We start from the raw sequence: 24,334 nt of genomic DNA on the forward strand, positions 1-24,334 counted from the left end.
AATACCAAATTCTTCTGTTTACCAAAGAGATACCCGAAATGTCTGAAATCAGCTTGAAAAAAATCTACTCCGGCAAAGTCCGCGATTTGTACGAAATTGACGATAAACGTATGTTGATGGTTGCTTCCGACCGTCTGTCTGCATTCGATGTGATTTTAGATGATCCGATTCCGGGTAAAGGAGAGATTCTGACGCAGATTTCCAATTTTTGGTTTAAAAAACTGGCTCATATCATGCCTAACCATTTTACTGGCCAAACGGTTTACGATGTTTTGCCTGAAAACGAAGCCAAAGCTTTGGAGAAACGCGCCGTCGTGGCTAAAAAACTCACTCCGGTGAAAGTGGAGGCCATTGTGCGCGGTTATCTGGCAGGCAGCGGTTGGAAAGATTATCAAAAGACTGGTTCTGTCTGCGGTATCCAATTGCCTGAAGGTATGCAGGAAGCGCAGCAGTTGCCTGAAGTGATTTTTACACCATCGACCAAAGCCGCAGTTGGCGATCATGATGAAAACATCAGCTTTGAAGAATGCGAACGCATTATCGGAAAAGAATTGGCTGCGGAAGTGCGCGCTAAGGCGATTCAGCTTTATACAGAAGCGGCCGAATATGCCAAATCTCGCGGTATTATTATTTGCGACACTAAATTTGAATTTGGTTTGGATGAGGAAGGTACGCTGACTTTGATGGACGAAGTGTTGACGCCTGACTCCAGCCGTTTTTGGCCTGCAGACCAATACAAAGTCGGTACCAATCCGCCATCTTTTGACAAACAGTTTGTCCGCGACTGGTTGGAGCAAAGCGGTTGGAACAAAAAAGCGCCTGCGCCTAAAGTGCCTGCCGATGTGATTCAAAAAACAGTCGAAAAATATCAGGAAGCATTGACTTTGCTGACTCAGGATTGATTTTTAAGTTTGAAGGCCGTCTGAAAAGGATATGTTTCAGACGGCCTTTTTATTGTATAAATACTGGATTTTAAGGATGGTTGCCTTTATAATCGAGAGTTGTTTTCAGCGCCTTAAAGGTCGTCTGAAAGCTTGTTTATAACCTGCCGCACGGTCTGAAACCCTAACTATGCACATTCGGATTTTAGTGTGCATTATTAGTGTTTTAGCAGTGCGGTATTTTGAAAGGAACAATGATGTTCAATAAACACGTTAAGACCTTCCAATACGGTAATCAAACCGTTACTTTGGAAACCGGCGAAATCGCTCGCCAAGCTGCTGCTGCCGTTAAAGTATCTATGGGCGACACCGTTGTTTTGGTTGCCGTTACTACCAACAAAGAAGTGAAAGAAGGCCAAGACTTCTTCCCTCTGACTGTCGATTACCTCGAGCGTACTTACGCAGCAGGTAAAATCCCCGGCGGTTTCTTCAAACGCGAAGGCAAACAAAGCGAAAAAGAAATCCTGACCAGCCGTTTGATCGACCGTCCGATCCGTCCTTTGTTCCCTGAAGGTTTCTATCACGACATCCAAATCGTAGCGATGGTGGTGTCTGTTGACCCTGAAATCGATTCTGACATTCCTGCCATGCTGGGCGCGTCTGCTGCGCTGGTGTTGAGCGGCGTACCGTTTGCCGGTCCGATTGGCGCGGCACGCGTGGGTTATGTAAACGGCGTGTACGTTTTGAACCCGACTAAAGCCGAATTGGCGAAATCACAATTGGACTTGGTGGTTGCCGGTACTTCCAAAGCCGTGTTGATGGTGGAATCCGAAGCTGACATCTTGTCTGAAGAAGTGATGCTGGGCGCGGTTGTTTACGGTCACGATCAAATGCAAGTGGCTATTAACGCCATCAATGAGTTTGCCGACGAAGTCAATCCGGAAGTTTGGGATTGGAAAGCACCTGAAACCAATGAAGAATTGGTGGCCAAAGTACGCGAAATTGCCGGTGAAACCATTAAAGAAGCATTCAAAATCCGTCAAAAACAAGCGCGTTCTGCCAAATTGGACGAAGCTTGGAATGCGGTAAAAGAAGCGTTGATTACCGAAGAAACCGACACTTTGGCAGCCAACGAAATCAAAGGCATTTTCAAACACTTGGAAGCCGATGTTGTCCGCAGCCAAATTTTGGACGGCCAACCGCGCATCGACGGCCGCGACACCCGCACCGTCCGTCCGTTGAACATTCAAACCGGCGTATTGCCGCGCACACATGGTTCTGCATTGTTTACTCGTGGCGAAACCCAAGCTTTGGCGGTTGCAACTTTGGGTACTTCACGCGACGAACAAATCATTGATGCGCTGTCCGGCGAATACACCGACCGCTTCATGCTGCACTACAACTTCCCTCCATACTCTACCGGCGAAGTGGGTCGCGTAGGTGCGCCAAAACGTCGTGAAATCGGTCACGGCCGTTTGGCTAAACGTGCGTTGTTGGCCGTATTGCCGGAACCTGAAGATTTCAGCTACACCATGCGCGTGGTTTCTGAAATTACCGAATCTAACGGCTCTTCCTCTATGGCTTCCGTCTGCGGCGGCTGCTTGAGCCTGTTGTCTGCCGGTGTGCCTTTGAAAGCACACGTTGCCGGTATCGCCATGGGTCTGATTTTGGACAACAACAAATTTGCCGTCCTGACCGACATCTTGGGTGATGAAGACCATTTGGGCGATATGGACTTTAAAGTAGCCGGTACAACTGAAGGCGTGACCGCGCTACAAATGGATATCAAAATCCAAGGTATTACCAAAGAAATCATGCAAATCGCTTTGGCTCAAGCCAAAGAAGCACGTTTGCACATCTTGGATCAGATGAAAGCCGCTGTTGCAGGCCCACAAGAGCTGTCAGCACACGCTCCACGCTTGTTCACCATGAAAATCAACCAAGACAAAATCCGTGATGTGATTGGTAAAGGCGGTGAAACCATTCGTTCGATTACTGCTGAAACCGGTACTGAAATCAACATCGCTGAAGACGGTACCATCACTATCGCTGCGACTACTCAAGAAGCAGGCGATGCAGCGAAAAAACGTATCGAAGAAATCACTGCCGAAGTGGAAGTGGGCAAAGTGTACGAAGGTACTGTGGTTAAAATCCTCGACAACAACGTCGGCGCGATTGTCAGCGTGATGCCGGGTAAAGACGGTTTGGTACACATCAGTCAAATCGCCCATGAGCGCGTACGCAATGTCAGCGACTACCTGCAAGTAGGTCAGGTCGTGAATGTAAAAGCATTGGAAGTGGACGACCGCGGCCGCGTACGTCTGTCTATCAAAGCTTTGCTGGAAGCACCTGCTCGCGAAGAGAAAGCAGCCGAATAATCTGATTGTTCCAGCTTGAAACAAAAGGCCGTCTGAAAATTTCAGACGGCCTTTTGTTTATTTGAATGATGAATTTAAAAATGAGTTTGCCTTTACTTTGATAAAAGGGATTACTACAATGTTTGTAATTTAATAAATATATTCATTTCTCAAGGAGTATGCAATGAATGCTACACAATTAATCAGTCGGCTGACGCAAACCGTCGGCGAAAAATATATCATCACAGACCCGGCAAAAACTGAACAATACCGTCAAGGCTATCGTTTTGGCGAAGGTAAGGCGCTGGCAGTTGTCCGTCCGGGTACGGTGTTGGAAATGTGGCAAATTTTGCAGGCGTGTGTTGAGGCTGATGTCATTGTGATTACGCAGGCTGCCAATACCGGTCTGACCGGCGGCTCGACTCCTGACGGCAATGATTACGACCGCGATATCGTGATTGTGAATACCATGCGTCTGAACATCATTCAGCCGATCAACAATAACGAACAGGTTGTCTGCCTGCCCGGTTCTACCTTGAATCAATTGGAACTGCTGCTGAAACCTTTAGGCCGTGAGCCGCACTCCGTGATCGGTTCGTCCTGTATTGGCGCATCTGTATTGGGTGGCGTATGTAATAACTCCGGCGGTGCATTGGTACAGCGTGGCCCTGCTTATACGGAAATGGCCCTGTTTGCGCAAATCAACGAAGAGGGCAAACTGGAGCTGGTCAACCATCTAGGCATTGATTTGGGCGAAACCCCTGAAGAAATTCTGACCAATCTGCAAGGTTTCCATTATCAGAAAAAAGACATTGTTCAAAATGCAGGCAAAGGGCATGATCATGCATACTGCGATCATGTTCGCCAAGTGAATGAACCGACTGCCGCCCGTTTTAATGCCGACCCTGCGCGTCACTACGAAGCATCAGGTTGCGCGGGCAAGCTGATGGTGTTTGCCGTACGCTTGGATACTTTCCCGCAAGAAAAACAGACTGCCGTCTTCTATATCGGCACCAATGATATTAATGAGCTGACCGATATTCGTCGCGCTGCTTTGAGTGAGTTTAAAAACCTGCCTATTTCCGGTGAGTATATCCATCGTCATGCTTTTGATATTGCTGCCGTTTATGGTAAAGATACGTTTTATATCATCAAGACGTTCGGTACCCACCAACTTCCGAAACTGTTTGATCTGAAAGCCCGTGTGGATAGATTCAGCAAAAAGATAAGTTTCTTACCGAAACACTTCTCTGATAAATTCATGCAACTGATCAGTAAGATTTTGCCCGATCACTTGCCGAAGTCTATGCGCAACTATCGCGACAAATACGAACACCATTTGATCTTGAAAATGGGTGGCGAGGGCGTAGAAGAAGCTCGTGCTTTCTTGAAAGAATATTTTGCAACCCATGGCGGCGCATTCTTTGAATGTAATGCCGAAGAAACGCAGGCGGCTATGCTGCATCGCTTTGCTGTGGCTTCTGCCGCGATCCGTTACCGTTCTGTACATGATGATGAAGTAGAGGATTTGGTTGCACTCGATATCGCCTTGCGCCGTGATGATCGTGATTGGTTTGAAACACTGCCGCCTGAAATTGACAATAAAATCATCCATAAATTGTATTACGGACATTTTATGTGCCATGTGTTCCATCAGGACTACATCATTAAAAAAGGCAACGACTGCATGGCTTTGGAACATGAAATGCTCCATCTGCTTGACCAACGCGGTGCGCAATATCCTGCCGAGCATAATGTCGGTCATCTGTATGAAGCCAAGCCTGAGCTGAAACAGTTCTATAAAAAACTCGATCCGACCAACAGCTTTAACCCCGGTATCGGTAAAACCAGTAAGAAGAAAAACTGGGCAGAATAAAGCGTAGTTAAAATAAAGGCCGTCTGAATATTTCAGACGGCCTTTTTGTATGCTGTTTATCAGAACAAGTTGCTGACAAAAATCAGCAAAATCACCAACGGCACGAGGTATTTCACATAGGCAAACCAGATATTGACCGTCGTATGGTTGCCTTTATAAAGTAATTCGTCCTTCGCTTCGTCCTTCATCACGAAACCGACAAACAGCGCGGAGCCGAGCGCGGTCAGCATAAACAAGATGTTGCCGCTGATGTAGTCAAAAGCATCGAAAATATTTTTACCGAACACGGAAACGTCTTTCCACGGGCCATAGCTCAAAATAGATGGAATGTTGCCGAAAATGAAGATGGCAGCCAAGACAATCGTAATCGCGGCGGTACGGCGGATTTTGGTTTTCTCCTGAATCGTCGTAATCAATACTTCATAAATCGTCAGCGAAGTCGTCAGCGCGGCGATCAGAAGCAGCGAGAAGAAAATCACGGCGAACACAGGGCCTGCCCACATATTCGAGAACACAATCGGCAGGCTTTGGAATACCAAAGTCGGGCCGGAATTGGGCGCGACGCCGAAGCTGAAGAGCGACGGGAAAATCATAAAGCCCGCCAACACGGCGATGATGGTATTGGTAATTGCCGTAATGACTGCGGTTTGCACCAAATTTTCGTTTTTATCCAAATAACTGGACAAAGTAATCATCACGCCGAAACCCAAGCTCAAGGCGAAGAATACTTGACCTAAAACGAAGACGAAAAGTTCGGCGGTAATTTTGCTGAAATCAGGCTTCAGATAGAAAGTAATCCCTTCCATTGCGCCCGGCAGGGTAACGTTGCGCACGACCATGGCAATCAGGAACAAAAACAGCAGCGGCATCAGGTATTTTGCCGCTTTTTCAATACCGCCGATGACGCCTTTGACCAAAATCCATTGGTTTACGACCACAAACAAGAACGTGTAGAACGCAATTTCCCAAGGGCTGTTTTCGATGTGTTCGGTAAAGAAGCTTTTGGTAACTTCGCCGGAAACCGGACTGGAAATATCCAAATTGCCGCCAATGATATTGACGATGTAGCTGATGACCCAGCCGCCGAGCACCATGTAATAGGCCATGATGCCGAATGCGCCGAGCAGGCCCATCCAACCGACCGCTTTCCAAACTTTGGCTACAGGTTTACCGTTCATTGAGCCGCCGAACGCATCCAGCGCGTTCACACCTTTACGGCGGCCGATGACATTTTCCACCAAAATCATCGGAATACCGATGACCAGCATGGCGATACAGAACAGAAACACATACGCGCCGCCGCCGTTTTCACCGACCAAATACGGGAAACGCCACGTTGCGCCAAAGCCGACAGTCGCGCCGGCAACGGTAAGGATGTAAGTCAAACGGTTGGACCAAGTTTGACGGGGTTGATTGGAAGACATAAAAACTCAGATACATGAAAATAAAGACAACATTTTACCGCAAAGATTTAACGAATCTTGACTAAAGTCTGAAAAGAATGTCAGGTAAAAAAACTATTTAATGAAGAATTTTTAGTGAGTTTTTCTAGTCTGCTTGATATGGAAACCTGAAAACAGAGAATTCGGCTAAAGCAATATTGAATAAACGGTATCAGTAGAGGCCGTCTGAATGGCATACGTTTATACCTGTTTGGATAGCCGACAGCGCTCTTTTTATGAAACGATTTATTTGAAATTGAACGGGTTTGGATGGGTGCAGTAGAAATCGAAAATTAAGTGGGAATAATGGCAAGCAATGAATAGGGTTGCACGGTTTGGAAATGATGGGCTTTGATAAGGAGAGGCCGTCTGAAAGTACGTTTGCAGACCTGCCGAATTTTAGATAAAAAAAACCATCTATACTAAGGGGAAAGTATAGATGGCCAAACACATTACGGGGAAAACGTCTTACTCACTTACTCACTTCTTTCGAAGCAAGTGTTACTCAGACAGGCGAATTATACAATAGTTCAGTCCTTCTAGTGTTAAATTCTGTTAAATAAAAATAATAAGGTTTAGATGGTTGATTTTAAAGAAATTAAAAATCCATTTTGTTTAAAAAATTATCTCCAAATTTTGGAATTTTTTTAGATTTGGATGAATTTCCATTCTCCGGCGGCCAAATCGTCGACATTCCAGTCGCCGAATTGTTCTCGGTGGAGCTGCTCGACACGGTTGCCTGTGGCTGCGACCATGCGCTTGACCTGATGATATTTGCCCTCGGTAATGGTCATCATCAATGTGTTTGGGTCGGCCAACACTGCTTCGGCGGCAGCGACAGTTTCATTATCGTCATGCAGGAGGACACCGTTTTTCAACGTAGCGCAAAGGGTATCGTCGGCAGGATGCTTCAAGGTAACGCGGTAGAGCTTCGGAACTTTGTGTTTGGGCGAAGTAACGCGGTGGTTAAATTGCCCGTCGTTGGTAATCAGAATAATGCCGGTTGTGTCTGCATCCAAGCGGCCGACTGCCTGCATATCGATATTGCGCATGTGGTCGGGAAAAAGGCTGAAGATGCTCGGATATTGCTGGGGTTTGTGCGAAGTTTCGTAATCTGCAGGCTTATGAAGCAAAATGTAGAAATAGGGCATGGGGACGGCGGCAATTTCTTCGCCGTCAACAGACAGGGTGTGCACTTGAGACGGATCGATATCGTCTTTGGCACGATTATGAATTTCGCCGTTGATGGCGATACAGTCATTGTCTATCAGCCACTGGCATTGCTTGCGGCTGCCGAGGCCTTGAGATTGGATGTATTTAAGCAGTTGCATGGTTGAAAAGTAGGAAATGTTCAGACAGCCTTTATTGTACTGGAAAACCAGTTTTGAGGCCGTCTGAAAAACAGAGGCAAAAAAATCGCCCCTTTAAAATGTTAAGGGGCGCAAAAGGAACACAAACCACTACCAAAAACTGTTACAGGGCAAATTCTCCTATTTGATGTGTTGCCGGATAAAGTGCTTTCATCAAGTCATGTGGTGAAAGCGAGAAATCTTCGCTGTTTGTCGTCAGACGGCCTTGCTGAGGCGTGAGTTCGAGCAATCGGGCGTTTGCCGACTGGATAAACTTGTTTTTCGTGCGCTGCATTTTTCGTTGCAGGGCGGAAACAACGCGGTTGTACAGACTGTCTTTTTGCTTGACTTCGCGTGTATCGGCCACCCAGCTTAAGCGCGTATTGCCGTCTTCATCCTCAATCAGCAGGATGCCGGTTTCTGATTGGGGCGATTTGCCCATGCAAGGAAGCCAAACATAATAGCGGCCATCTAAAGTAATGAATACTGCGTCGTGTACTTCACACTCATCGCAACATTTGGTGGCGATTAAAGAGCGGATGGCTTGTTGGTGCAGTCTCAGAATGTCAAGGGAGACTTGCTTAAAAATACTTTCGGGCATTTTCTTCTCCTTTCATTCTGTGGTGCGGTTGTTTCGTTTCGATGGGTTGTATTATACGGAGATTTTTTAAATTTGCAAATGATAATTGTTCCTATTATTTAAATAATAAGTAAAGTATTAATTATTAAAGAAATTAAATTTAAAAAATTTTGTAGAAATTGGGTTTTCTACTCAAAATTGGAGTAATAGACGGCCAATAGATGAAAAAGGAATAAAGGCCGTCTGAAAAAATCCAGTGGTAAAAGGGCATTTGAAAAGCAGCTAAAGTTTTGCTGACTATACATTTCAGACGGCCTTCAGTATGATTCAGGACGTTTTGATAATTGTAGAAACCACCAACCATGAGCCAACGTCAGATTATCCTCGATACGGAAACCACGGGCCTTTATCCTGAAAACGGCGACCGTCTGGTCGAATTTGCCGGCTTGGAAATGATCAACCGCCAAATGACCGACTCCAACCTTCATTTATATGTCCACCCGGAACGCGATATGCCGGAGGAGGCGGCGAAGGTGCATGGTTTGACGATTGAAGTATTGGAAGCGAAGAATGCGCCGCCGTTTGCCCAAGTGGGTAAACAGATTGCCGACTTTATTCGTGGCGCAGAGCTGATTATCCATAACGCTAAGTTTGATGTCGGCTTCCTGAATATGGAATTCCGCCGCATGGGGCTGCCTTCTATTGAGGAGCTGGGTTGTAAAGTTACCGACACGCTGGCCATGGCGCGTGAAATGTTTCCGGGGCAAAAGGCAAGCTTGGATGCCTTGTGTAACCGCTTTTCCGTTGACCGCAGCAAACGTGTCTTGCACGGCGCGTTAATCGACTGCGAGCTTTTGGGTGAAGTCTATCTTGCCATGACGCGTCAGCAGTTCGACCTGATGGGCGGCGAGGCGGAAGAAGAGGGCGAAGTCAAACCAACCGTTATTGCCGAAACCAAACGTACGTCGCAGTTGAAAGTCATCAAAGCAGATGCGGACGAGCTGGCCGCGCATGAAAAATATTTGGACGATTTGGGCGAAGCGTGCGTCTGGCGCAAGGCTGAAACGCCGGATGAGGCCGATGCCGGAGCGTCAGCATGATGCGCCGCAATATCGCTTTGATTCCTGCGGCCGGTGTCGGGGCGCGATTTGGTGCGGGAAAACCCAAACAATATGTTGAAATCAATGGTAAAACCGTATTGCAACACACCATAGAAATTTTTGAGCAACACCCACGCATAGATTTAATTGCCGTTATTCTTTCGCCGGAAGATTCGGTTTTTCAGACGGCCCTGTCTGAGAAAGTGCGTGTCTTTCGAGTAGGCGGCGCAAGTCGTGCCGAAACAGTACGCAACGGCGTATCTACTTTATTAGAACAAGGTTTGGCCGAGGCGCAAGACAATATCTTGGTTCATGATGCCGCGCGCTGTTGCCTGCCTGCCGAAGCGTTAACGCGTTTGCTTGATGAGGCAGGCGAGAATGATGAAGGCGGCATTCTTGCCATACCGGTGGCCGATACGCTCAAGCGGGCAGACGGCAGTCACCATATTAATGAAACCGTTGCACGCGCAGGATTATGGCAGGCGCAAACGCCGCAGCTTTTTCAGACGGCCTTATTAAATCGCGCCTTATCGGTTGATGATTTGAGTGAGATTACGGATGAAGCGTCAGCGGTTGAAAAACTGGGTATCCGGCCGCGCTTGGTGCAGGGCGATACGCGTAATTTAAAATTGACGCTGCCGCAAGACGAATACATTGTCAGATTGTTGCTCAAGGCCGTCTGAACAATCAAAACCCATTATTTAAGGAAACAATATGAATATCCGTGTCGGACAGGGCTACGATGTCCATCAGTTGGTTGAAGGGCGAGATTTGATACTCGGCGGCGTGAACATTCCGTTTGAAAAAGGCTTGCTGGGCCATTCCGATGCCGATGCGCTTTTGCATGCGATTACCGATGCCCTGTTGGGCGCGGCCGGTTTGGGTGATATCGGCAGCCATTTTCCTGATACTGCCGCCGAGTTCAAAGATGCTGACAGCCGTGTACTGTTGCGCGAGGCTTATCAAAGCGTGCAGGCATTGGGTTGGAAGGTGGTTAATGTCGATACGACTGTGATTGCGCAAAAACCCAAACTCGCGCCACATATTCCGGCAATGCGCGCCAATATTGCCGCAGATTTAGGCTTGCCTGAAAACTGCGTCAACATCAAAGGCAAAACCAACGAAAAACTCGGCTATCTGGGGCGTATGGAAGCCATTGAAGCACAAGCGGCAGTATTGCTGATTAAAGCCTAAGGGCTTAAAATCGTTTCATCATTCAAACCGAAAGACTGACAACATGGCAACTCAAGACGAACTCAAACGCATTGCCGCCGAAAAAGCGGTGGAATTTGTTCCTGAAAACGAATACATCGGTATCGGTACCGGCTCTACCATTAACTTATTTATCGAAGCTTTGGGTAAAAGCGGTAAGAAAATCAAGGGCGCCGTATCTACTTCCAAAAAATCCAGCGAGCTTTTGGCAAAATACGAAATTCCAGAAGTTTCACTGAATGATGTGATGGGTTTGGCGGTTTATGTTGACGGCGCAGACGAAGTCAACCACGCGCTGCAAATGATTAAAGGCGGCGGTGGTGCACATTTGAACGAAAAAATCGTGGCCAGTGCATCGGATAAATTTGTCTGTATCGCCGATGAAAGCAAATATGTTTCCCGTTTGGGCAAATTCCCATTGCCGGTAGAAGTGGTTGAAAATGCCCGTTCGCTGGTGTCGCGCAAACTGCTTGCCATGGGCGGACAGCCTGAGTTGCGTGTCGGCTATACTACTTTCTATGGCAACCAAATCGTTGATGTTCACGGCCTCAATATCGATCAAGCTCTGAAAATGGAAGATGAAATCAACAAAATCACCGGCGTAGTCGAAAACGGTATTTTTGCCCGCGATGCCGCCGATGTGTTGGTTTTGGGTACGGCAGAAGGCGCAAAAGTCATCCTGCCTTGTCAGGATTAATGAAGATTAATCAATCTTAAAAGGCCGTCTGAAAGTACATCAGGTCTTTCAGACGGCCTTCAATTTGGCAAAATATGCAAATCAGTAAAATTATAAAATGGCTGCCCGTTGTTTTATCTGTTTTGGGCGCCCTGGGTTACAGCTCACGCGATACCGAGCTGATTCGTACCGGGGTAAGCGTTGCCGCAACATTGGCACAAAACGACAATATCGGTTTGGAAAAGGTCAATGAATGGCTGGGTGAAAATGTCATCAAAGCCACATCTGACACCAAAACCGAAGCTGAACCCAAGCAAGAACAGAAACAAAAACAAAAGTCATCGCGACAATCCTACACATACAATGGAAAAATCATCAAAATCCATGATGGCGATACCATGCACATTATCGATAGTGACGGCCGAAAACACAAAATCCGCATGGCCTATATCGATGCGCCGGAAATCAATCAGGCTTATGGTACGCAATCACGAGACAATCTGATTGATGCCGCATTAAATAAAAAAGCCAAAGTACGCGTGTTTGAAAGCGACCGCTATCAACGCGAAGTTGCCCAAGTATCAGTCGGCACGATTGACTTGAATTTAATGCAGATACGGGATGGCGCCGCATGGCATTATGAAAGTTATGCCAAAAAACAACAAAGTAAAACCGCCTACACCGACTATTCGGCCGCACAAAAACAAGCCAAGGAAAAACGTAAAGGCTTATGGAAAAAAGACAATCCGCAAGCGCCTTGGCAATTTCGCCGTCAAAACCACGAGCAGCAGAATGGAAATAAAAAGCAGTCTGATAAACAATGGTTCGGGATTTGGTAGGTTTTAAGAAAGAGGCCGTCTGAAAACTTTCAGACGGCCTTTCATTATGATGAAATAAACGTATAGGGCAGATTTTATATCAGGGGAAAATGGTATCGGGATTTTAGGATAAATCACGAGTTTTCATCAAAATGTTGCTAGGGCAAGATACTTGATAAGACATCACGTCATGTTCAGATAGACGGGATCAACCATATTCAAAAAGAGCAGATATGAAAAAAGACACCGTTAGCTGGTGTCTTTAGTATCTATGGCAGAGAGGAAGGGATTCGAACCCTCGATACGCTATTCACGTATACACGCTTTCCAGGCGTGCGACTTAAACCACTCATCCACCTCTCTGTGGACTATTATCCTGAATTGTTATTCAGAATAATGTGAAAACTTGACTGATTGATTTATCAGTGGTGCCCAGGAGAAGACTCGAACTTCCACACCCGTGAGGATACTAGCACCTGAAGCTAGCGCGTCTACCAATTCCGCCACCTGGGCAATTTAAATTTTCTTAAGCAAAGAAGCACCAAATTATTTGGTGCCCAGGAGAAGACTCGAACTTCCACGCCCGTGAGGACACTAGCACCTGAAGCTAGCGCGTCTACCAATTCCGCCACCTGGGCTTTGCTTTATTCTTCAATTTAAGGTAGAGTTGACTACCTGAACTGCGAAGAAGCAGCTATTATATATTTTAAAAAAAGAATGTCAACTATCAAAATGAACAAAAATGCTAAATCTTTAAATTTACGAGAAAAAGACCCGTATTTGGAGCGGGAGAAACAACGTTACGCTCATCCGTTGCCCAGCCGCGAATGGGTTATTGAATTATTGGAACAAAAAGGTGTGCCGACAAAAATCGAAGCTTTGGCACATGAATTGTCGATTACAGAAGATGAATATGAATTCTTCGAACGCCGTCTGAAAGCGATGGCGCGCGATGGTCAGGTGTTGATCAACCGACGTGGTGCGGTATGTGCGGCAGAAAAATTGGCATTGGTTAAATGCCGTGTCGAAGCGCATAAAGACGGCTTTGGTTTTGCCGTGCCGCTTACGCCGACAGGTGAGGGCGATTTCGTTTTGTATGAGCGTCAGATGCGCGGCGTGATGCACGGAGATATTGTTACCGTTCGTCCTGCCGGTATCGACCGCAGAGGCCGTCGTGAAGGTACGGTTTTAGATGTAGTGGAGCGTGCACAGTCTAAAGTGGTCGGCCGTTTTTATATGGATCGCGGCGTGGCGATTTTGGAGGCGGAAGACAAACGCTTGAATCAAAGCATTGTTTTGGAACCTGAAAGCGTAGCGCACTTTAAACCGCAATCCGGTCAAGTCATTGTCGGTGAAATTGAGACTTACCCCGAGCAAAACCGCCCTGCCGTAGCGAAAATCATTGAAGTATTGGGCGATTATGCCGACAGCGGTATGGAAATTGAAATCGCCGTGCGCAAGCACCATTTGCCGCACCAATTTAGCGAAGCGTGTGCCAAAGCCGCGAAGAAAATTCCCGATCATGTGCGTAAAACCGACTTGAAAGGGCGCGTGGACCTACGGGATTTGCCTTTGGTAACCATTGACGGCGAAACTGCGCGGGACTTTGACGATGCGGTTTTTGCCGAAAAAATCGGCCGCAATTACCGCTTGGTGGTGGCGATAGCCGATGTCAGTCATTATGTCCGCCCTGATGATGCGATTGATGTAGATGCTCAAGAACGCAGTACCAGCGTGTATTTCCCGCGCCGTGTGATTCCGATGCTGCCGGAGAATTTGTCCAACGGCATCTGCTCGCTCAATCCTGATGTCGAACGCCTGTGTATGGTGTGCGATATGGTGATTACTTATGCCGGCAATATCAAGGAATACCGTTTCTATCCGGCAGTAATGCGTTCGCATGCGCGACTGACTTATAATCAAGTTTGGGATTGGATTTCAGACGGCCAGGATCATCCGTTTAAACCGCAAATCGATACTCTGTATAAATTATTCAAAATCTTGCAGAAAAAACGTTTCGAGCGTGGCGCGGTTGAATTTGAGAGCATTGAAACCCAGATGATTTTTGACGACAACGGTAAAATCGACAAGATTGTTCCCGTTGTCCGCAACGATGCGCACAAGCTGATTGAAGAATGTATGTTGGCGGCGAATGTTTGCGCGGCAGAGTTCTTGCTGAAAAACAAACATACTGCTTTGTTCCGCAATCACTTGGGCCCAACTCCCGAAAAACTGGCCACCTTACGCGAGCAGCTTGGTTTGCTGGGGCTGAGTTTGGGCGGCGGCGATAATCCGACGCCGAAAGACTATGCTGCGCTTGCCGAGCAATTTAAAAACCGTCCGGACGCGGAGCTGTTGCAAGTGATGATGTTGCGTTCTATGCAACAGGCGGTTTATGAGCCGCATTGCGACGGTCACTTTGGTTTGGCTTATGGTGCATATGCACACTTTACTTCGCCTATCCGCCGTTATCCGGATTTGACGGTGCATCGTGCCATCAAAGCTGTATTGAACGGGCAAACTTATCAACCCAATAAAACCTGGCAGGCTTTGGGCGTACATACCTCTTTCTGCGAGCGCCGAGCGGATGATGCCAGCCGCGATGTGGAAAATTGGCTGAAAACTTATTATATGCGCGACAAAGTCGGCGAAGTCTTCAGCGGCAAGATTTCGGGCATGACCAGCTTCGGTATTTTTGTAACTCTGGACGATATTCATATCGACGGCTTGGTTCACATCAGTGATTTGGGAGAGGATTATTTCAACTTCCGTCCTGAAATTATGGCGATTGAGGGCGAACGCAGCGGTGTTCGTTTCAATATGGGCGATACGGTTACTGTAAAAGTTGCGCGTGCCGATTTGGATACCAGCAAGATTGATTTGACCTTAATCAGCGGCGGTTCAGTCGGTAAGAAACGCGGCGGTAGAAAAGCAAAACCTGTGAGCAAGCCGACAGCTGCTGACAAACCTGTCGAAAAGCGTAAGCGTAAACTTTCAGCTAAAGAAATTGATGAAGCGTTGGCTGTTCCCGCGAAGGCAAAGAAGGGTAAGGTAAAAAGCAAACCTGCTTCCAAGCCTACTAAACCAAGCAAACCTAAAGCCGCAGGTAAGAAAAAAGCGCAGGCGAAAACAGCTTCCGTCAAAGCCGGGCGTAAAAATAACGCCCAAGGCAAAAGCGTGAAGATTAAAGTGAAGAAAGCTGCTAAGAAATAAGCGGCATTCAATTCAGGCCGTCTGAAAAGTTTCAGACGGCCTGAATTTGTGATTTCATGAATGAGAACAAGGATAAATAAGATGATAAAACTATACGGTATTCCCAATTGCGATACGGTTAAAAAAGCGCGCAGTTGGTTGACTGAAAACGGCATCAAGTTTGAGTTTGTAGATTTTAAGAAAAACGCCCCGACTGCCGATTTGATTGATGGCTGGCTGAATCAGGCGGCTTTGGAAATTTTGCTCAATAAAAGAGGCACGACTTGGCGCAAGCTGGATAAAGATGCGCAAGAATCTGCCACCACAAAAGAAGGTGCGATTGCTTTGATGGTGGAGAATCCCAGCATCATCAAGCGGCCTGTGTTGGTCAAAGAAGGGCAGGTTCATGTCGGATTTTCAGTAGAAGCGTATCAAGAAATTTTCGGATAAGGCATTTTTAGGGTTTTTAGGCCGTCTGAAAAAGCAAGCCTTGAAAAAATACGTTACAATACGCGCTTTGAGCCTGTTTTCAGGATTTTAAGATTTTTGCGGCAGCATTTTCCGGCTGCCGCGCCAAACTTTTCTTTCGGATAAATATGTTCCATATTGTTGAAAAATATAAAACACCCGCCCAGATTGTTTTAGGTATCATCGGTCTGACCTTTATCGGATTCGGTGCCAATAATTTGTCTTCGCCGGGTTCTGATTACATTGTCAAAGTCGGGGATGAGAAAGTCAGCGAACACGCTTTACAGATTGCGATACAAAACGAGCAGGCTGCCGGCAATAATGCGCCTTCTCGTGATGCGGTATTCCAATCGTTATTGCAACGTGCTTATCTGAAGCAAGGTGCCAAGCTGATGGGCATCGCTGTGTCTCAGGAACAAATCAAGCAAGTTATCGTGGATGATCCGAATTTCCATGATGCTTCCGGTAAATTCAGTCAGGATTTGCTCAAGAAATATTTGGATCAACGCAGGATGACCGAGGATCAGTTCGTTGAAGATATCCGTGAACAGTTCCAATTGCAAAATCTGTTGAATCTGGTGCAAAACGGCGCTTTGGTCAGCGATGCGCAAGCGCGTCAGTTGATTAACCTGACTCAAGCAACCCGTACCATCCGTTCATTTACGTTCAGCCCTGAAGCATTTACGGCACAAGTCAAAGTAGATGATGAGGCTTTGCAAAAATATTATGAAGCGCATAAGAAAGATTACTTGATTCCTCAAGCCGTTAAGCTGGAATATGTGGCTTTAAGCATCAAAGATTTGGCTGACAAGCAAACCGTTAGTGCGGAAGAAGTACAAAAAGCTTACGACAGCAAAAGCGTAGATTTGTCGCCAAGAGCCGAAATTGCGCATATTTTTATTCCGGTCATGCCTAACGGAGATGAAGCAAGCAATGCGGAAATTAAAGCCGAAGTGGACAAAATGGCTGCGGAGCTTAAAGCACATCCGGATTCGTTTGCCGAGCTGGCGGCCAAGTATTCTAAAGACTTGTCCAGTAGCAATAAAGGCGGCAACTTGGGCTACCTAAGTAAAAGCGGCGGCAGCGGCTTCGGGCCGGAATTTGATAAAGCGGCATTTGCATTGGGCAAAGGCGAGGTCAGCGATACCGTTAAATCGTCTTTGGGTTATCACGTCATTAAAGTTTTGAATGTCGAAGCTGAGCCGACTTTGGAACAAGCTAAAGCGCGTATCGAAGCAGCCTTGAAACTGAAAAAAGCAGCTTCTGCCTTTAATGCCGCTAAAGAAAAACTGGGTGAAGATACCTTCAATGATCCGTCTTCTCTGGCAAAAGCAGCCGCTAATTCAGGTTTGAAAGTAGAAAGCCTGGATGAATGGGTGACCAAAGCGGGTGCGAAGGAAGCCGGCTTGCCTGAAGCATTGATTAATGCCGCGTTTAGTGATGATGTACTGAAGAAAAAACACAATTCTGAAGTGATTGCCATCAACAACGATACCGTTTGGGTCATTCGTGCGAAAGAAGTGCGCGAAGAGAAAATCGCACCATTTGCGGAAGTCAAAGACACTGTCCGTGCAGCATATCAGCGCTCTGAAGCCGCTAAACTGGCAGAGAAAAAAGCCCAGGAAACTTTGGCTGCTTTGAAAGCTGGTAAAGCTGCCGATGTTCAATGGTCGCCTGTTTCTCAATTGAGTGCGCAAGATGCACGTAAAACCATGTCTCCGGAGGCTTATGCGGCTTTGTTGAAAGCGCGTCCTGTCGGCGGCAAACCTGCGTATACATTGTTGGAAGGTATGCCTGCGCCGGTGATTATGGAAGTTCAGAGTGTTTCTGCTCCTGAAAATGCCGATTCACAGATTCCGGCTGCCAAACAGGCTTTGGTTCAGCAGCTTTCTGCCAATGTTTTCGATGCCTTGCTCCAGTATTTGGATAAGAAAATCGATCGTACGCAAGGTGTACAACAAGTTAATAATGCTGCCGAATAAGCAGAATATTAGAGTAGGGCAGCCGGATGAATTCCGGCTGTTTTCTTATTTTTAGCCATCTTTTTAAAGGCCGTCTGAAATCATGAGTAAAAATCCTGATGCCTTTGTCCGCTTGATTAATGCATTAAAAATTCTGCCCAATGTCGGCCCGAAATCCGCACAACGCATGGCTTACCAGCTTTTACAGTACAAACGCGAAGAAGCGCAGGAATTGGTGGATGCTTTGCAGTTTGCTTTGAGGCAGGTGCAGCATTGTCGGATGTGCAACACATTTTGCGAAGGCGATTTGTGTGAAATTTGCGCAGACGAAAAACGCGATAAAAGCCGTTTGATGATTGTGCATATTCCGGCGGACGTCTCCAGCATGGAGGCGGCCAATTGCCATGATGGCCTGTATTTTGTTTTGATGGGGCAAGTCAGCCCGGCGCAAGGCATGGATATTTCGGCAGTCGCATTAGATAAGCTGGTGGCCCGTTTGCAGGCGAGTGATATTGAGGAAATTATCATTGCAACCAACTTCACAGCCGAAGGCGATGCGACAGCGTATGTATTGGCGGAATTGTTTAAAAATCTTCCTTATAAAGTCAGCCGGTTGGCAAGGGGAATTCCTTTGGGCGGCGAGATGGAATATGTGGATGCCGGTACTTTGGCTCAGGCTGTTTATGATAGAAGAAACATCCAATCTTAAATGCCAATATAAAAAGGCCGTCTGAAAGTCTTTCAGACGGCCGTTTCATTGATGAAATCAGATTATTTGCAGCTCACGCCTTGAATTTGAGGCGTATCGCCGTTGCCGACTTTGAATGCGCATTTGGTTGCGCTGCTGCCGGATACGGTAACAACACCGTTTCCGCTGTTGAGGCTGACAGGTTCTTTTACGCCCATGCCGACAGCAGTGGCTGCCAGTTTTTGAACATCGGCGTCGGAGTAAGCGGTATTGTTTGAACTGATTTTGATTTCTTTGGCGGCATATGCATTGAAGCTGAATGACAAACCTACAGCTACGGATACGAGGGCCAAGAATTTTTTGCTGTTCATTAGTGTATTTCCTTTTTGATGGTGACAAAACGAGTCACAGCTTCAGAATAAGGGCGATTGGGTGATTGTGCAAGTTTTTCGGCAGAATTTACGGTAAGATACATGGTTTTACATACACTATATCCCTGAATGCCACATCAGTCGGGCAATCGGACGACCTGTCGGTTTTACGGTACAATAAGCCTTTTTTGACAAACGAATGAGGCATTTTTGAATGGCTTCTTTAGAAACTTGGATAGGCCTGCGCTATTTGCGTGCGAAAAAACGCAACGGCTTTATGTCATTTATTACCATGATTTCAATCGCCGGTATCGCCTTGGGCGTAACGGCGCTGATTGTGGTGTTATCGGTAATGAACGGATTTCAAAAAGAGATACGCGGTCAATTGTTGAACGTCGCACCTCATGCGGAAATCGGCTATTACGATGTCGGCAGTGCGCCGGGTTGGCAGAATTTGCGCGAATTTGTAAAAGGCAAAAAGGAAGTATTGGCCAGCGCGCCTTATGTTTCCGATCAAGCTTTGCTTGCCAATGCCGGCGAAGTGCGCGGTGTGCAGATACGCGGTATCTTGCCGTCTGAAGAAAAAAATGTCGTTGATTACGGCAAGGATATGCCGGCCGGCAGTTTTGACGATTTGAAGCCGGGCGAATTTGATATTATTTTAGGCCAAGGGCTGGCTGAGGCATTGGGTACGGAGCTTGGCGGCAAGGTTACAGTGATTACGCCTGAGGGTAATGTTACTCCTGCCGGCGTGGTGCCGCGCTTGAAGCAGTTTAATGTGGTCGGTGTGGTAAAAACTGGTGTTTATGAAGTCGATAACACATTGGCCATGACGCATATCAAGGATGCGCAAGTCTTGTATCGACTGGGGGAAAATGTCGGTGGGCTGCGTTTGCGATTGGCTGATCCGCAGAATGCGCCGTCTTTTATTGCTAAGTTGATTCCAGATGCTAAAAAAGATGAAGTATGGGTGCGCGACTGGACGTTTAACAACCGCAGCTATTTTGAAGCCGTTGAGTTGGAAAAACGCATGATGTTCATCATTTTGACGCTGATTATCGCGGTTGCTGCGTTTAACCTCGTCTCTTCCTTAGTAATGGCAGTAACGGAAAAACAAGCCGATATTGCGATTTTGCGCACGTTGGGTTTGTCCCCAGGCGGCGTCATGAAGATTTTCCTGGTGCAGGGTGCTTTCGCGGGGTTCTTCGGTACGCTTGTGGGCGTAGTATGCGGTGTATTGCTGGGTTGGAATGTCGGCAAGATTGTCGCGTTTTTTGAAGACCTGTTTGGCGTACATTTGATTAACTCACAGGTTTATTTCATCGATTACCTGCCTAGCGATGTAAACTTGAAAGATGTCGCCGTTATTGCCTGCATTTCGCTTGGCTTGGCATTTATCGCCACACTGTATCCGAGCTGGCGTGCTGCGAAAACCCAACCTGCGGAGGCTTTGCGTTATGAGTAAGACAATCTTGAAATGTATCGGCGTTGGCAAAAGCTATAATGACGGCGCATTGAATGTACAAGTGTTGAATCATTTGGATTTTGAAGTTGCCGAAGCGGAAAGCGTGAGTATCATCGGTTCGTCAGGCAGCGGTAAATCTACGTTGTTGCACCTTCTTGGTGGCTTGGATATGCCGTCTGAAGGCAAGGTAATACTGATGGATCAGGATTTGGGCGGCTTGAGCCAAAAACAATTAGGCGAATTGCGCAACCGTTATTTGGGCTTTGTGTATCAGTTCCATCATCTATTGCCTGAGTTTTCTGCGTTGGAAAATGTCATGATGCCGCTTTTAATCGGCAAAATGCCCAAGGCGATGGCTGAGGAGAAGGCTGTCAAGATGCTGAAGAAGGTTGGCTTGGACAAGCGTATGCTGCACCGTCCGAGCGAACTTTCCGGCGGTGAGCGTCAGCGTGCGGCGATTGCACGTGCTTTGGTTAATGAGCCGAAATGCCTGTTGGCAGATGAACCGACGGGGAACCTTGACCGTAAAAATGCGCAAAATGTGCTGGACATGATGCTGGATTTGAAACGCGAATTGAACACCAGCCTGATTGTGGTGACCCATGATGACGAGCTTGCTGAGCGTTTCGATCGGGTAATGACCATGAAAGACGGTAGCCTGCAAGTGCTGCAATAAGGTTATTATTTCAGGCAAATATTTTATGCTTTGAACGGTATAATAGAGGCCGTCTGAAAAATAGGTTTTCATTTATGGAAACGCTGTTTTTCAGACGGCCTTTCTTTTTCCGTATCCATCAATCCTGAGCCATGAACCCGACCGACTCTATCCTTTCCTCTGCCGCAGATGCGGCCATAGCGTTTTTCCGCCGCCACGAAGTACAGGGCGCATCCATTATTGAGCCTTATGTGGTTCGACTGTTTGCAGCCTTGCAAAACGGGCATTCGTTTATTTATTTGGATAAAGCGGATGTCGATGCCTTAAGCAACTTGCCGAATTTAGTCGGCAATGCGGATAAACCGCTTATCCTGCAAGGCCGGAAATTGTTTTTAGGGCGGATGTGGCAGTTGGAGCATGATTTGGCTGTCGAAATCAAACGGCTGGCCAGTGCCGAAGCGGAAGAAGTGAATTTCATGGCGGCTTCAAAAAGCCTGAACGACTGGTTTGATACTAAAGACAGTAAAGAGCAACGGGATGCTGCGGCTTTGGCCTTGCTGCAAAACTTTATGCTGATTACCGGCGGGCCGGGTACGGGGAAGACGACGACCGTAGCAAAGCTTTTGGGTCTGATTTGCAATAACAGTACGAAGCTGCCACGTATCGCTTTGGCGGCGCCGACGGGCAAAGCGGCTGCGCATATGGCACGGGCTTTGCAGCGTGCTTTAGACGGTTTTGATTTGTCTCCGAGCATTAAAGCGCATTTGGAAAATTTGGAAGGGCAGACCGTCCATCGATTGTTGAAACTGCGGCCGCCGCAAATGCGCCCTGCGTTCAATCGTGAATATCCGCTTGCTTTGGATGTTTTGGTGGTGGATGAGGCTTCGATGTTGGATTTGCCGCTGGTGTTGGATTTGTTGCGTGCTGTGCCTACTGGCTGTCGTCTGGTATTGCTTGGCGATGAAAACCAGTTGCCGTCGGTTGGCTTGGGTGCCGTATTGGCGGCGTTGTCGCGTCCGACGGCTTTGGATAAAGAAACTGCTGAAAAGCTGGAAGTGTACCTGCCCAATCATGGCTTTGAGATTAAAGAGCGGCCTCATGCTTTATCGCAAAACAATGCTAAATTGACGTTCAGCCACCGTTTTGGCGCAGACAGCGGTATTGGTTGTTTGGCAAGGGCGGTGGTATCCGGGGAAAAGCAAACTGCGGTCGAACAGTTTGACAAGTTCCCCAAAGAGTTGGAAATGAAATCAGGCCGTCTGAAAGAGCAGGTCGCCTTGCTGTATCAAAAGCAACAGGATTATTGGCAGGCTGTGGCAGAGAATAATGTTGCACTCGCCTACGGTCATGCGGCCGATGTGGTGGTATTGGCGGCTTGGCGGCAGGATGCGGATGATTTGAATCAGGCTTATCAAGAATATTTGCAACGGCAAGGCAAGGTTTCGGGCGAAACGCCTTGGTTTGCCGGACAAATCATCATGATTACCCACAATGATTACATGCTGGAATTGTTTAACGGCGACATCGGGCTGATTATGAAAGATGAAGAATCGTTGAATGGTTTGTCTGCCTATTTTCCTGAGAAAGATGGATTCAAAAAAATTGCCATCAGCCGTTTGCCCGATTTTGAATCGGCTTTTGCCATGACGGTGCACAAGAGCCAAGGTTCGGAATATCGGGAAGTATGGCTATTGCCTCCGTCAGTGCCTGCAACGACGGAAAGCGAAGAGGAAGCCCGCGGTTTGGATAAGGCTTTGCTTTACACAGCCATTACCCGCGCGCGTGAATGTTTTGTGTTTTGGGGAAATGCAGAGGAATTGGTTAAGGCTGTGGGATGCCACCAAAAACGCAGGACGGCATTAGCCGATGCCTTGAAATGGCAGTTTGAACAGCCTGATATGCAGGCTTCTGTTTGACCTGAATCAAGAGGCCGTCTGAAAGCGGATAAAGCGTTTAAATCTGCTTGACTGATTACACTAATTTACATACGATAAAAATAATTAGTAAACAAAATGAATAATTTTTACAAAATCCACGATTTTGTACGCTTTATCGAATACTTCACTTTCAATACCTTCTTTTGGAGAGTCGGCATGAAATTTCAAACCAAACTGATTGCAACCTGTATTTTATTGGCTTCATCATCTTATTCATTGGCAGAGAATGCTGATGGCGGGCGTGATGCGGCGGCTTTGGCCACCACCAACGATTATGTCAATTCCGGCAGCATCATTCGCAAAGATGACGATAAAATCAGCATTTTCAATGATTTGTTAACTGTGAACGGTGGTTTGCGCGTACGTGCGGATACCAAAGACATCAATGCCAACAACAGCAGCGTTAATCCGACGCCTGAAGACACCAATGCCAACTTCAACGCGGAATTTTGGTTACGCGCAAAACTGTACAAAGATTGGAAATTGGTAGCGCAAATCGAGCCGAATATCGATTTGGAAACCGGTAAATTCAACGGCGATCATGATGTGCCGGTCAATAAACTGTATGCCGAAGGGACTGTGTACAACAACATCAAAGCGCGTGTTGGTAAATTTGGCGCGTTCTCTTCATACGGCCGCGTGTGGGATACCGAAGTTACCGGCGGTGAAATCTTCTTTGACAATAAAACCCTGCCGACCAAAATCTATGCAGGCCGCCGTACAGGCAATCTGAACGACAACACATGGGGCATCGGCGGCCGCCGCAGACATTTTGCCGCGGTTCAAAGCGTGTTGCCTGTGAATGAGAATATCAACGTCGGCGCAACCGTCAGCTACATGAAAGACATCGATGTACGCGGCGCGAAGAAAAATGCGGTTTTCGGAGAAATTGGTACGGACATTAAATTTAATGACGATTGGCGTTGGATGGCCGCGGTTAGCAAGTCCAATATCAAAGCTTATAATGATGCCGGACAAAAAATCAAAAATGATGGCGTGTTCACTGAAGTGCGCTATAAATCAGCCGATTGGAATGTCCGTAATTCTTACGACGTATTCTTGAACTACCGCCGTGTCGGTTCGTTGTCCGGTGTCTCTTCTGTTGAGGATTACAGCAAAAACGTCCAAGGCGTGCAAATCGGTGCAACCTATATTCCTTGGAAAAACTGGAAACTCAAAGGCTTCTATTTGGCCGGCAAACAGGTTACGCCTACCGTTGGCACGGATAAGCAGGACGTGAACGTTATTCGCGGTCAGTTAGAATATAAATTTTAATGGGGCTGACGTAGATTAGCCCTAAATTCCA

General features: G+C 47.0%; 20 protein-coding genes and 3 tRNA genes. 16 read left to right on the forward strand and 7 right to left on the reverse strand.

The features are described from left to right. Positions 1 to 38 precede the first annotated feature (38 nt). From HMPREF2661_RS01765 to dld, 3 genes are all read left to right on the forward strand, one after another. Positions 39 to 902, forward strand: a complete 864-nt coding sequence (locus HMPREF2661_RS01765) for a phosphoribosylaminoimidazolesuccinocarboxamide synthase (RefSeq protein ID WP_049322835.1) — start codon at positions 39 to 41, stop codon at positions 900 to 902. Positions 903 to 1,135: 233 nt separating this feature from the next. Further along, positions 1,136 to 3,259: a polyribonucleotide nucleotidyltransferase gene (pnp, locus tag HMPREF2661_RS01770; RefSeq protein WP_107697060.1), complete on the forward strand. Its 2,124-nt coding sequence runs from the start codon at positions 1,136 to 1,138 to the stop codon at positions 3,257 to 3,259. A gap of 163 nt (positions 3,260 to 3,422) precedes the next feature. Then, positions 3,423 to 5,114, forward strand: coding sequence for a D-lactate dehydrogenase (dld, locus tag HMPREF2661_RS01775; RefSeq protein ID WP_036490674.1), 1,692 nt, complete (start codon positions 3,423 to 3,425; stop codon positions 5,112 to 5,114). Between the two features lie 59 nt (positions 5,115 to 5,173). On the opposite strand, the gene HMPREF2661_RS01780 is transcribed toward dld, so the two are convergent. From HMPREF2661_RS01780 to HMPREF2661_RS01790, 3 genes are all read right to left on the reverse strand, one after another. Further along, positions 5,174 to 6,538 (reverse strand): sodium-dependent transporter, encoded by a 1,365-nt coding sequence (locus HMPREF2661_RS01780; protein ID WP_036490675.1) that lies wholly within the window; start codon positions 6,536 to 6,538, stop codon positions 5,174 to 5,176. 665 nt (positions 6,539 to 7,203) lie between these two features. Further along, the gene (locus tag HMPREF2661_RS01785; protein ID WP_070822186.1) at positions 7,204 to 7,887 is read right to left on the reverse strand and encodes a 16S rRNA pseudouridine(516) synthase; all 684 of its coding nucleotides are present in this window, start codon (positions 7,885 to 7,887) and stop codon (positions 7,204 to 7,206) included. A gap of 142 nt (positions 7,888 to 8,029) precedes the next feature. Beyond that, the gene (locus tag HMPREF2661_RS01790) at positions 8,030 to 8,506 is read right to left on the reverse strand and encodes an NGO0322 family iron-responsive protein (protein WP_003746951.1); all 477 of its coding nucleotides are present in this window, start codon (positions 8,504 to 8,506) and stop codon (positions 8,030 to 8,032) included. Positions 8,507 to 8,847: 341 nt separating this feature from the next. Here HMPREF2661_RS01790 and dnaQ point away from each other — a divergent pair, with 341 nt between their 5' ends. The 5 genes from dnaQ (at position 8,848) to HMPREF2661_RS01815 (ending at position 12,312) form a co-directional block, all read left to right on the forward strand. After that, a complete protein-coding gene (dnaQ, locus tag HMPREF2661_RS01795; protein ID WP_049348078.1) occupies positions 8,848 to 9,585 on the forward strand; it encodes a DNA polymerase III subunit epsilon in 738 nt (245 codons plus the stop codon). Continuing rightward, positions 9,582 to 10,268, forward strand: coding sequence for a 2-C-methyl-D-erythritol 4-phosphate cytidylyltransferase (gene ispD, locus HMPREF2661_RS01800; RefSeq protein ID WP_070822187.1), 687 nt, complete (start codon positions 9,582 to 9,584; stop codon positions 10,266 to 10,268). Before dnaQ ends, ispD begins: the two co-directional genes overlap by 4 nt. A 31-nt stretch (positions 10,269 to 10,299) precedes the next feature. Continuing rightward, complete coding sequence (gene ispF / locus HMPREF2661_RS01805; RefSeq protein WP_003679071.1) at positions 10,300 to 10,779, forward strand: 2-C-methyl-D-erythritol 2,4-cyclodiphosphate synthase; 480 nt, start codon at positions 10,300 to 10,302, stop codon at positions 10,777 to 10,779. Positions 10,780 to 10,822: 43 nt separating this feature from the next. Beyond that, the gene (rpiA, locus tag HMPREF2661_RS01810; RefSeq protein ID WP_070822188.1) at positions 10,823 to 11,494 is read left to right on the forward strand and encodes a ribose-5-phosphate isomerase RpiA; all 672 of its coding nucleotides are present in this window, start codon (positions 10,823 to 10,825) and stop codon (positions 11,492 to 11,494) included. 74 nt (positions 11,495 to 11,568) lie between these two features. Further along, on the forward strand, positions 11,569 to 12,312 hold the full coding sequence (locus HMPREF2661_RS01815; RefSeq protein WP_070822189.1) for a thermonuclease family protein: 744 nt from the start codon (positions 11,569 to 11,571) through the stop codon (positions 12,310 to 12,312). A 251-nt stretch (positions 12,313 to 12,563) separates the two neighbouring features. Here HMPREF2661_RS01815 and HMPREF2661_RS01820 read toward each other — a convergent pair. The 3 genes from HMPREF2661_RS01820 to HMPREF2661_RS01830 all read right to left on the reverse strand — a co-directional run bounded on the left by HMPREF2661_RS01820 (position 12,564) and on the right by HMPREF2661_RS01830 (position 12,929). Further along, a tRNA-Ser gene (locus HMPREF2661_RS01820) sits at positions 12,564 to 12,654 on the reverse strand. Between the two features lie 63 nt (positions 12,655 to 12,717). Then, positions 12,718 to 12,804, reverse strand: a tRNA-Leu gene (locus HMPREF2661_RS01825). A 38-nt stretch (positions 12,805 to 12,842) separates the two neighbouring features. Then, positions 12,843 to 12,929: transfer RNA gene (locus HMPREF2661_RS01830), tRNA-Leu, on the reverse strand. Positions 12,930 to 13,008: 79 nt separating this feature from the next. Here HMPREF2661_RS01830 and rnr point away from each other — a divergent pair. From rnr to recR, 4 genes are all read left to right on the forward strand, one after another. Then, complete coding sequence (gene rnr, locus HMPREF2661_RS01835; protein WP_070822190.1) at positions 13,009 to 15,504, forward strand: ribonuclease R; 2,496 nt, start codon at positions 13,009 to 13,011, stop codon at positions 15,502 to 15,504. Positions 15,505 to 15,585: 81 nt separating this feature from the next. Beyond that, positions 15,586 to 15,933: an ArsC family reductase gene (locus HMPREF2661_RS01840; RefSeq protein WP_049322825.1), complete on the forward strand. Its 348-nt coding sequence runs from the start codon at positions 15,586 to 15,588 to the stop codon at positions 15,931 to 15,933. Between the two features lie 146 nt (positions 15,934 to 16,079). After that, positions 16,080 to 17,933 (forward strand): SurA N-terminal domain-containing protein, encoded by a 1,854-nt coding sequence (locus HMPREF2661_RS01845; protein WP_049322824.1) that lies wholly within the window; start codon positions 16,080 to 16,082, stop codon positions 17,931 to 17,933. Positions 17,934 to 18,015: 82 nt separating this feature from the next. Further along, positions 18,016 to 18,621 (forward strand): recombination mediator RecR, encoded by a 606-nt coding sequence (gene recR / locus HMPREF2661_RS01850; RefSeq protein WP_049322823.1) that lies wholly within the window; start codon positions 18,016 to 18,018, stop codon positions 18,619 to 18,621. A gap of 62 nt (positions 18,622 to 18,683) precedes the next feature. Here recR and HMPREF2661_RS01855 read toward each other — a convergent pair whose 3' ends face one another. After that, positions 18,684 to 18,971 (reverse strand): hypothetical protein, encoded by a 288-nt coding sequence (locus HMPREF2661_RS01855; protein WP_003683377.1) that lies wholly within the window; start codon positions 18,969 to 18,971, stop codon positions 18,684 to 18,686. A gap of 214 nt (positions 18,972 to 19,185) precedes the next feature. Here HMPREF2661_RS01855 and HMPREF2661_RS01860 point away from each other — a divergent pair, with 214 nt between their 5' ends. The 4 genes from HMPREF2661_RS01860 to HMPREF2661_RS01875 all read left to right on the forward strand — a co-directional run bounded on the left by HMPREF2661_RS01860 (position 19,186) and on the right by HMPREF2661_RS01875 (position 24,303). Next, positions 19,186 to 20,436, forward strand: coding sequence for a lipoprotein-releasing ABC transporter permease subunit (locus tag HMPREF2661_RS01860; RefSeq protein WP_003746931.1), 1,251 nt, complete (start codon positions 19,186 to 19,188; stop codon positions 20,434 to 20,436). Then, on the forward strand, positions 20,429 to 21,112 hold the full coding sequence (gene lolD / locus HMPREF2661_RS01865) for a lipoprotein-releasing ABC transporter ATP-binding protein LolD (protein ID WP_003679081.1): 684 nt from the start codon (positions 20,429 to 20,431) through the stop codon (positions 21,110 to 21,112). The genes HMPREF2661_RS01860 and lolD overlap by 8 nt, the downstream gene beginning before the upstream one ends. 131 nt (positions 21,113 to 21,243) lie before the next feature. Continuing rightward, positions 21,244 to 23,007, forward strand: coding sequence for an exodeoxyribonuclease V subunit alpha (gene recD / locus HMPREF2661_RS01870; protein ID WP_070822191.1), 1,764 nt, complete (start codon positions 21,244 to 21,246; stop codon positions 23,005 to 23,007). A 96-nt stretch (positions 23,008 to 23,103) separates the two neighbouring features. Then, a complete protein-coding gene (locus HMPREF2661_RS01875; protein ID WP_070822192.1) occupies positions 23,104 to 24,303 on the forward strand; it encodes a hypothetical protein in 1,200 nt (399 codons plus the stop codon). Positions 24,304 to 24,334: the final 31 nt, after the last annotated feature.

Origin of the sequence: Neisseria sp. HMSC061B04 (assembly GCF_001836705.1) — a bacterium.
Classification (GTDB): Bacteria; Pseudomonadota; Gammaproteobacteria; order Burkholderiales; family Neisseriaceae; genus Neisseria.

Bases quoted from the DNA above. Each gene is read 5' to 3' on its own strand.
- HMPREF2661_RS01765 (WP_049322835.1), top strand. From the start codon at position 39: ATGTCTGAAATCAGCTTGAAAAAAATCTACTCCGGCAAAGTCCGCGAT.
- pnp (WP_107697060.1), top strand. From the start codon at position 1,136: ATGATGTTCAATAAACACGTTAAGACCTTCCAATACGGTAATCAAACC.
- dld (WP_036490674.1), top strand. From the start codon at position 3,423: ATGAATGCTACACAATTAATCAGTCGGCTGACGCAAACCGTCGGCGAA.
- HMPREF2661_RS01780 (WP_036490675.1), bottom strand. From the start codon at position 6,538: ATGTCTTCCAATCAACCCCGTCAAACTTGGTCCAACCGTTTGACTTAC.
- HMPREF2661_RS01785 (WP_070822186.1), bottom strand. From the start codon at position 7,887: ATGCAACTGCTTAAATACATCCAATCTCAAGGCCTCGGCAGCCGCAAG.
- HMPREF2661_RS01790 (WP_003746951.1), bottom strand. From the start codon at position 8,506: ATGCCCGAAAGTATTTTTAAGCAAGTCTCCCTTGACATTCTGAGACTG.
- dnaQ (WP_049348078.1), top strand. From the start codon at position 8,848: ATGAGCCAACGTCAGATTATCCTCGATACGGAAACCACGGGCCTTTAT.
- ispD (WP_070822187.1), top strand. From the start codon at position 9,582: ATGATGCGCCGCAATATCGCTTTGATTCCTGCGGCCGGTGTCGGGGCG.
- ispF (WP_003679071.1), top strand. From the start codon at position 10,300: ATGAATATCCGTGTCGGACAGGGCTACGATGTCCATCAGTTGGTTGAA.
- rpiA (WP_070822188.1), top strand. From the start codon at position 10,823: ATGGCAACTCAAGACGAACTCAAACGCATTGCCGCCGAAAAAGCGGTG.
- HMPREF2661_RS01815 (WP_070822189.1), top strand. From the start codon at position 11,569: ATGCAAATCAGTAAAATTATAAAATGGCTGCCCGTTGTTTTATCTGTT.
- rnr (WP_070822190.1), top strand. From the start codon at position 13,009: ATGTCAACTATCAAAATGAACAAAAATGCTAAATCTTTAAATTTACGA.
- HMPREF2661_RS01840 (WP_049322825.1), top strand. From the start codon at position 15,586: ATGATAAAACTATACGGTATTCCCAATTGCGATACGGTTAAAAAAGCG.
- HMPREF2661_RS01845 (WP_049322824.1), top strand. From the start codon at position 16,080: ATGTTCCATATTGTTGAAAAATATAAAACACCCGCCCAGATTGTTTTA.
- recR (WP_049322823.1), top strand. From the start codon at position 18,016: ATGAGTAAAAATCCTGATGCCTTTGTCCGCTTGATTAATGCATTAAAA.
- HMPREF2661_RS01855 (WP_003683377.1), bottom strand. From the start codon at position 18,971: ATGAACAGCAAAAAATTCTTGGCCCTCGTATCCGTAGCTGTAGGTTTG.
- HMPREF2661_RS01860 (WP_003746931.1), top strand. From the start codon at position 19,186: ATGGCTTCTTTAGAAACTTGGATAGGCCTGCGCTATTTGCGTGCGAAA.
- lolD (WP_003679081.1), top strand. From the start codon at position 20,429: ATGAGTAAGACAATCTTGAAATGTATCGGCGTTGGCAAAAGCTATAAT.
- recD (WP_070822191.1), top strand. From the start codon at position 21,244: ATGAACCCGACCGACTCTATCCTTTCCTCTGCCGCAGATGCGGCCATA.
- HMPREF2661_RS01875 (WP_070822192.1), top strand. From the start codon at position 23,104: ATGAATAATTTTTACAAAATCCACGATTTTGTACGCTTTATCGAATAC.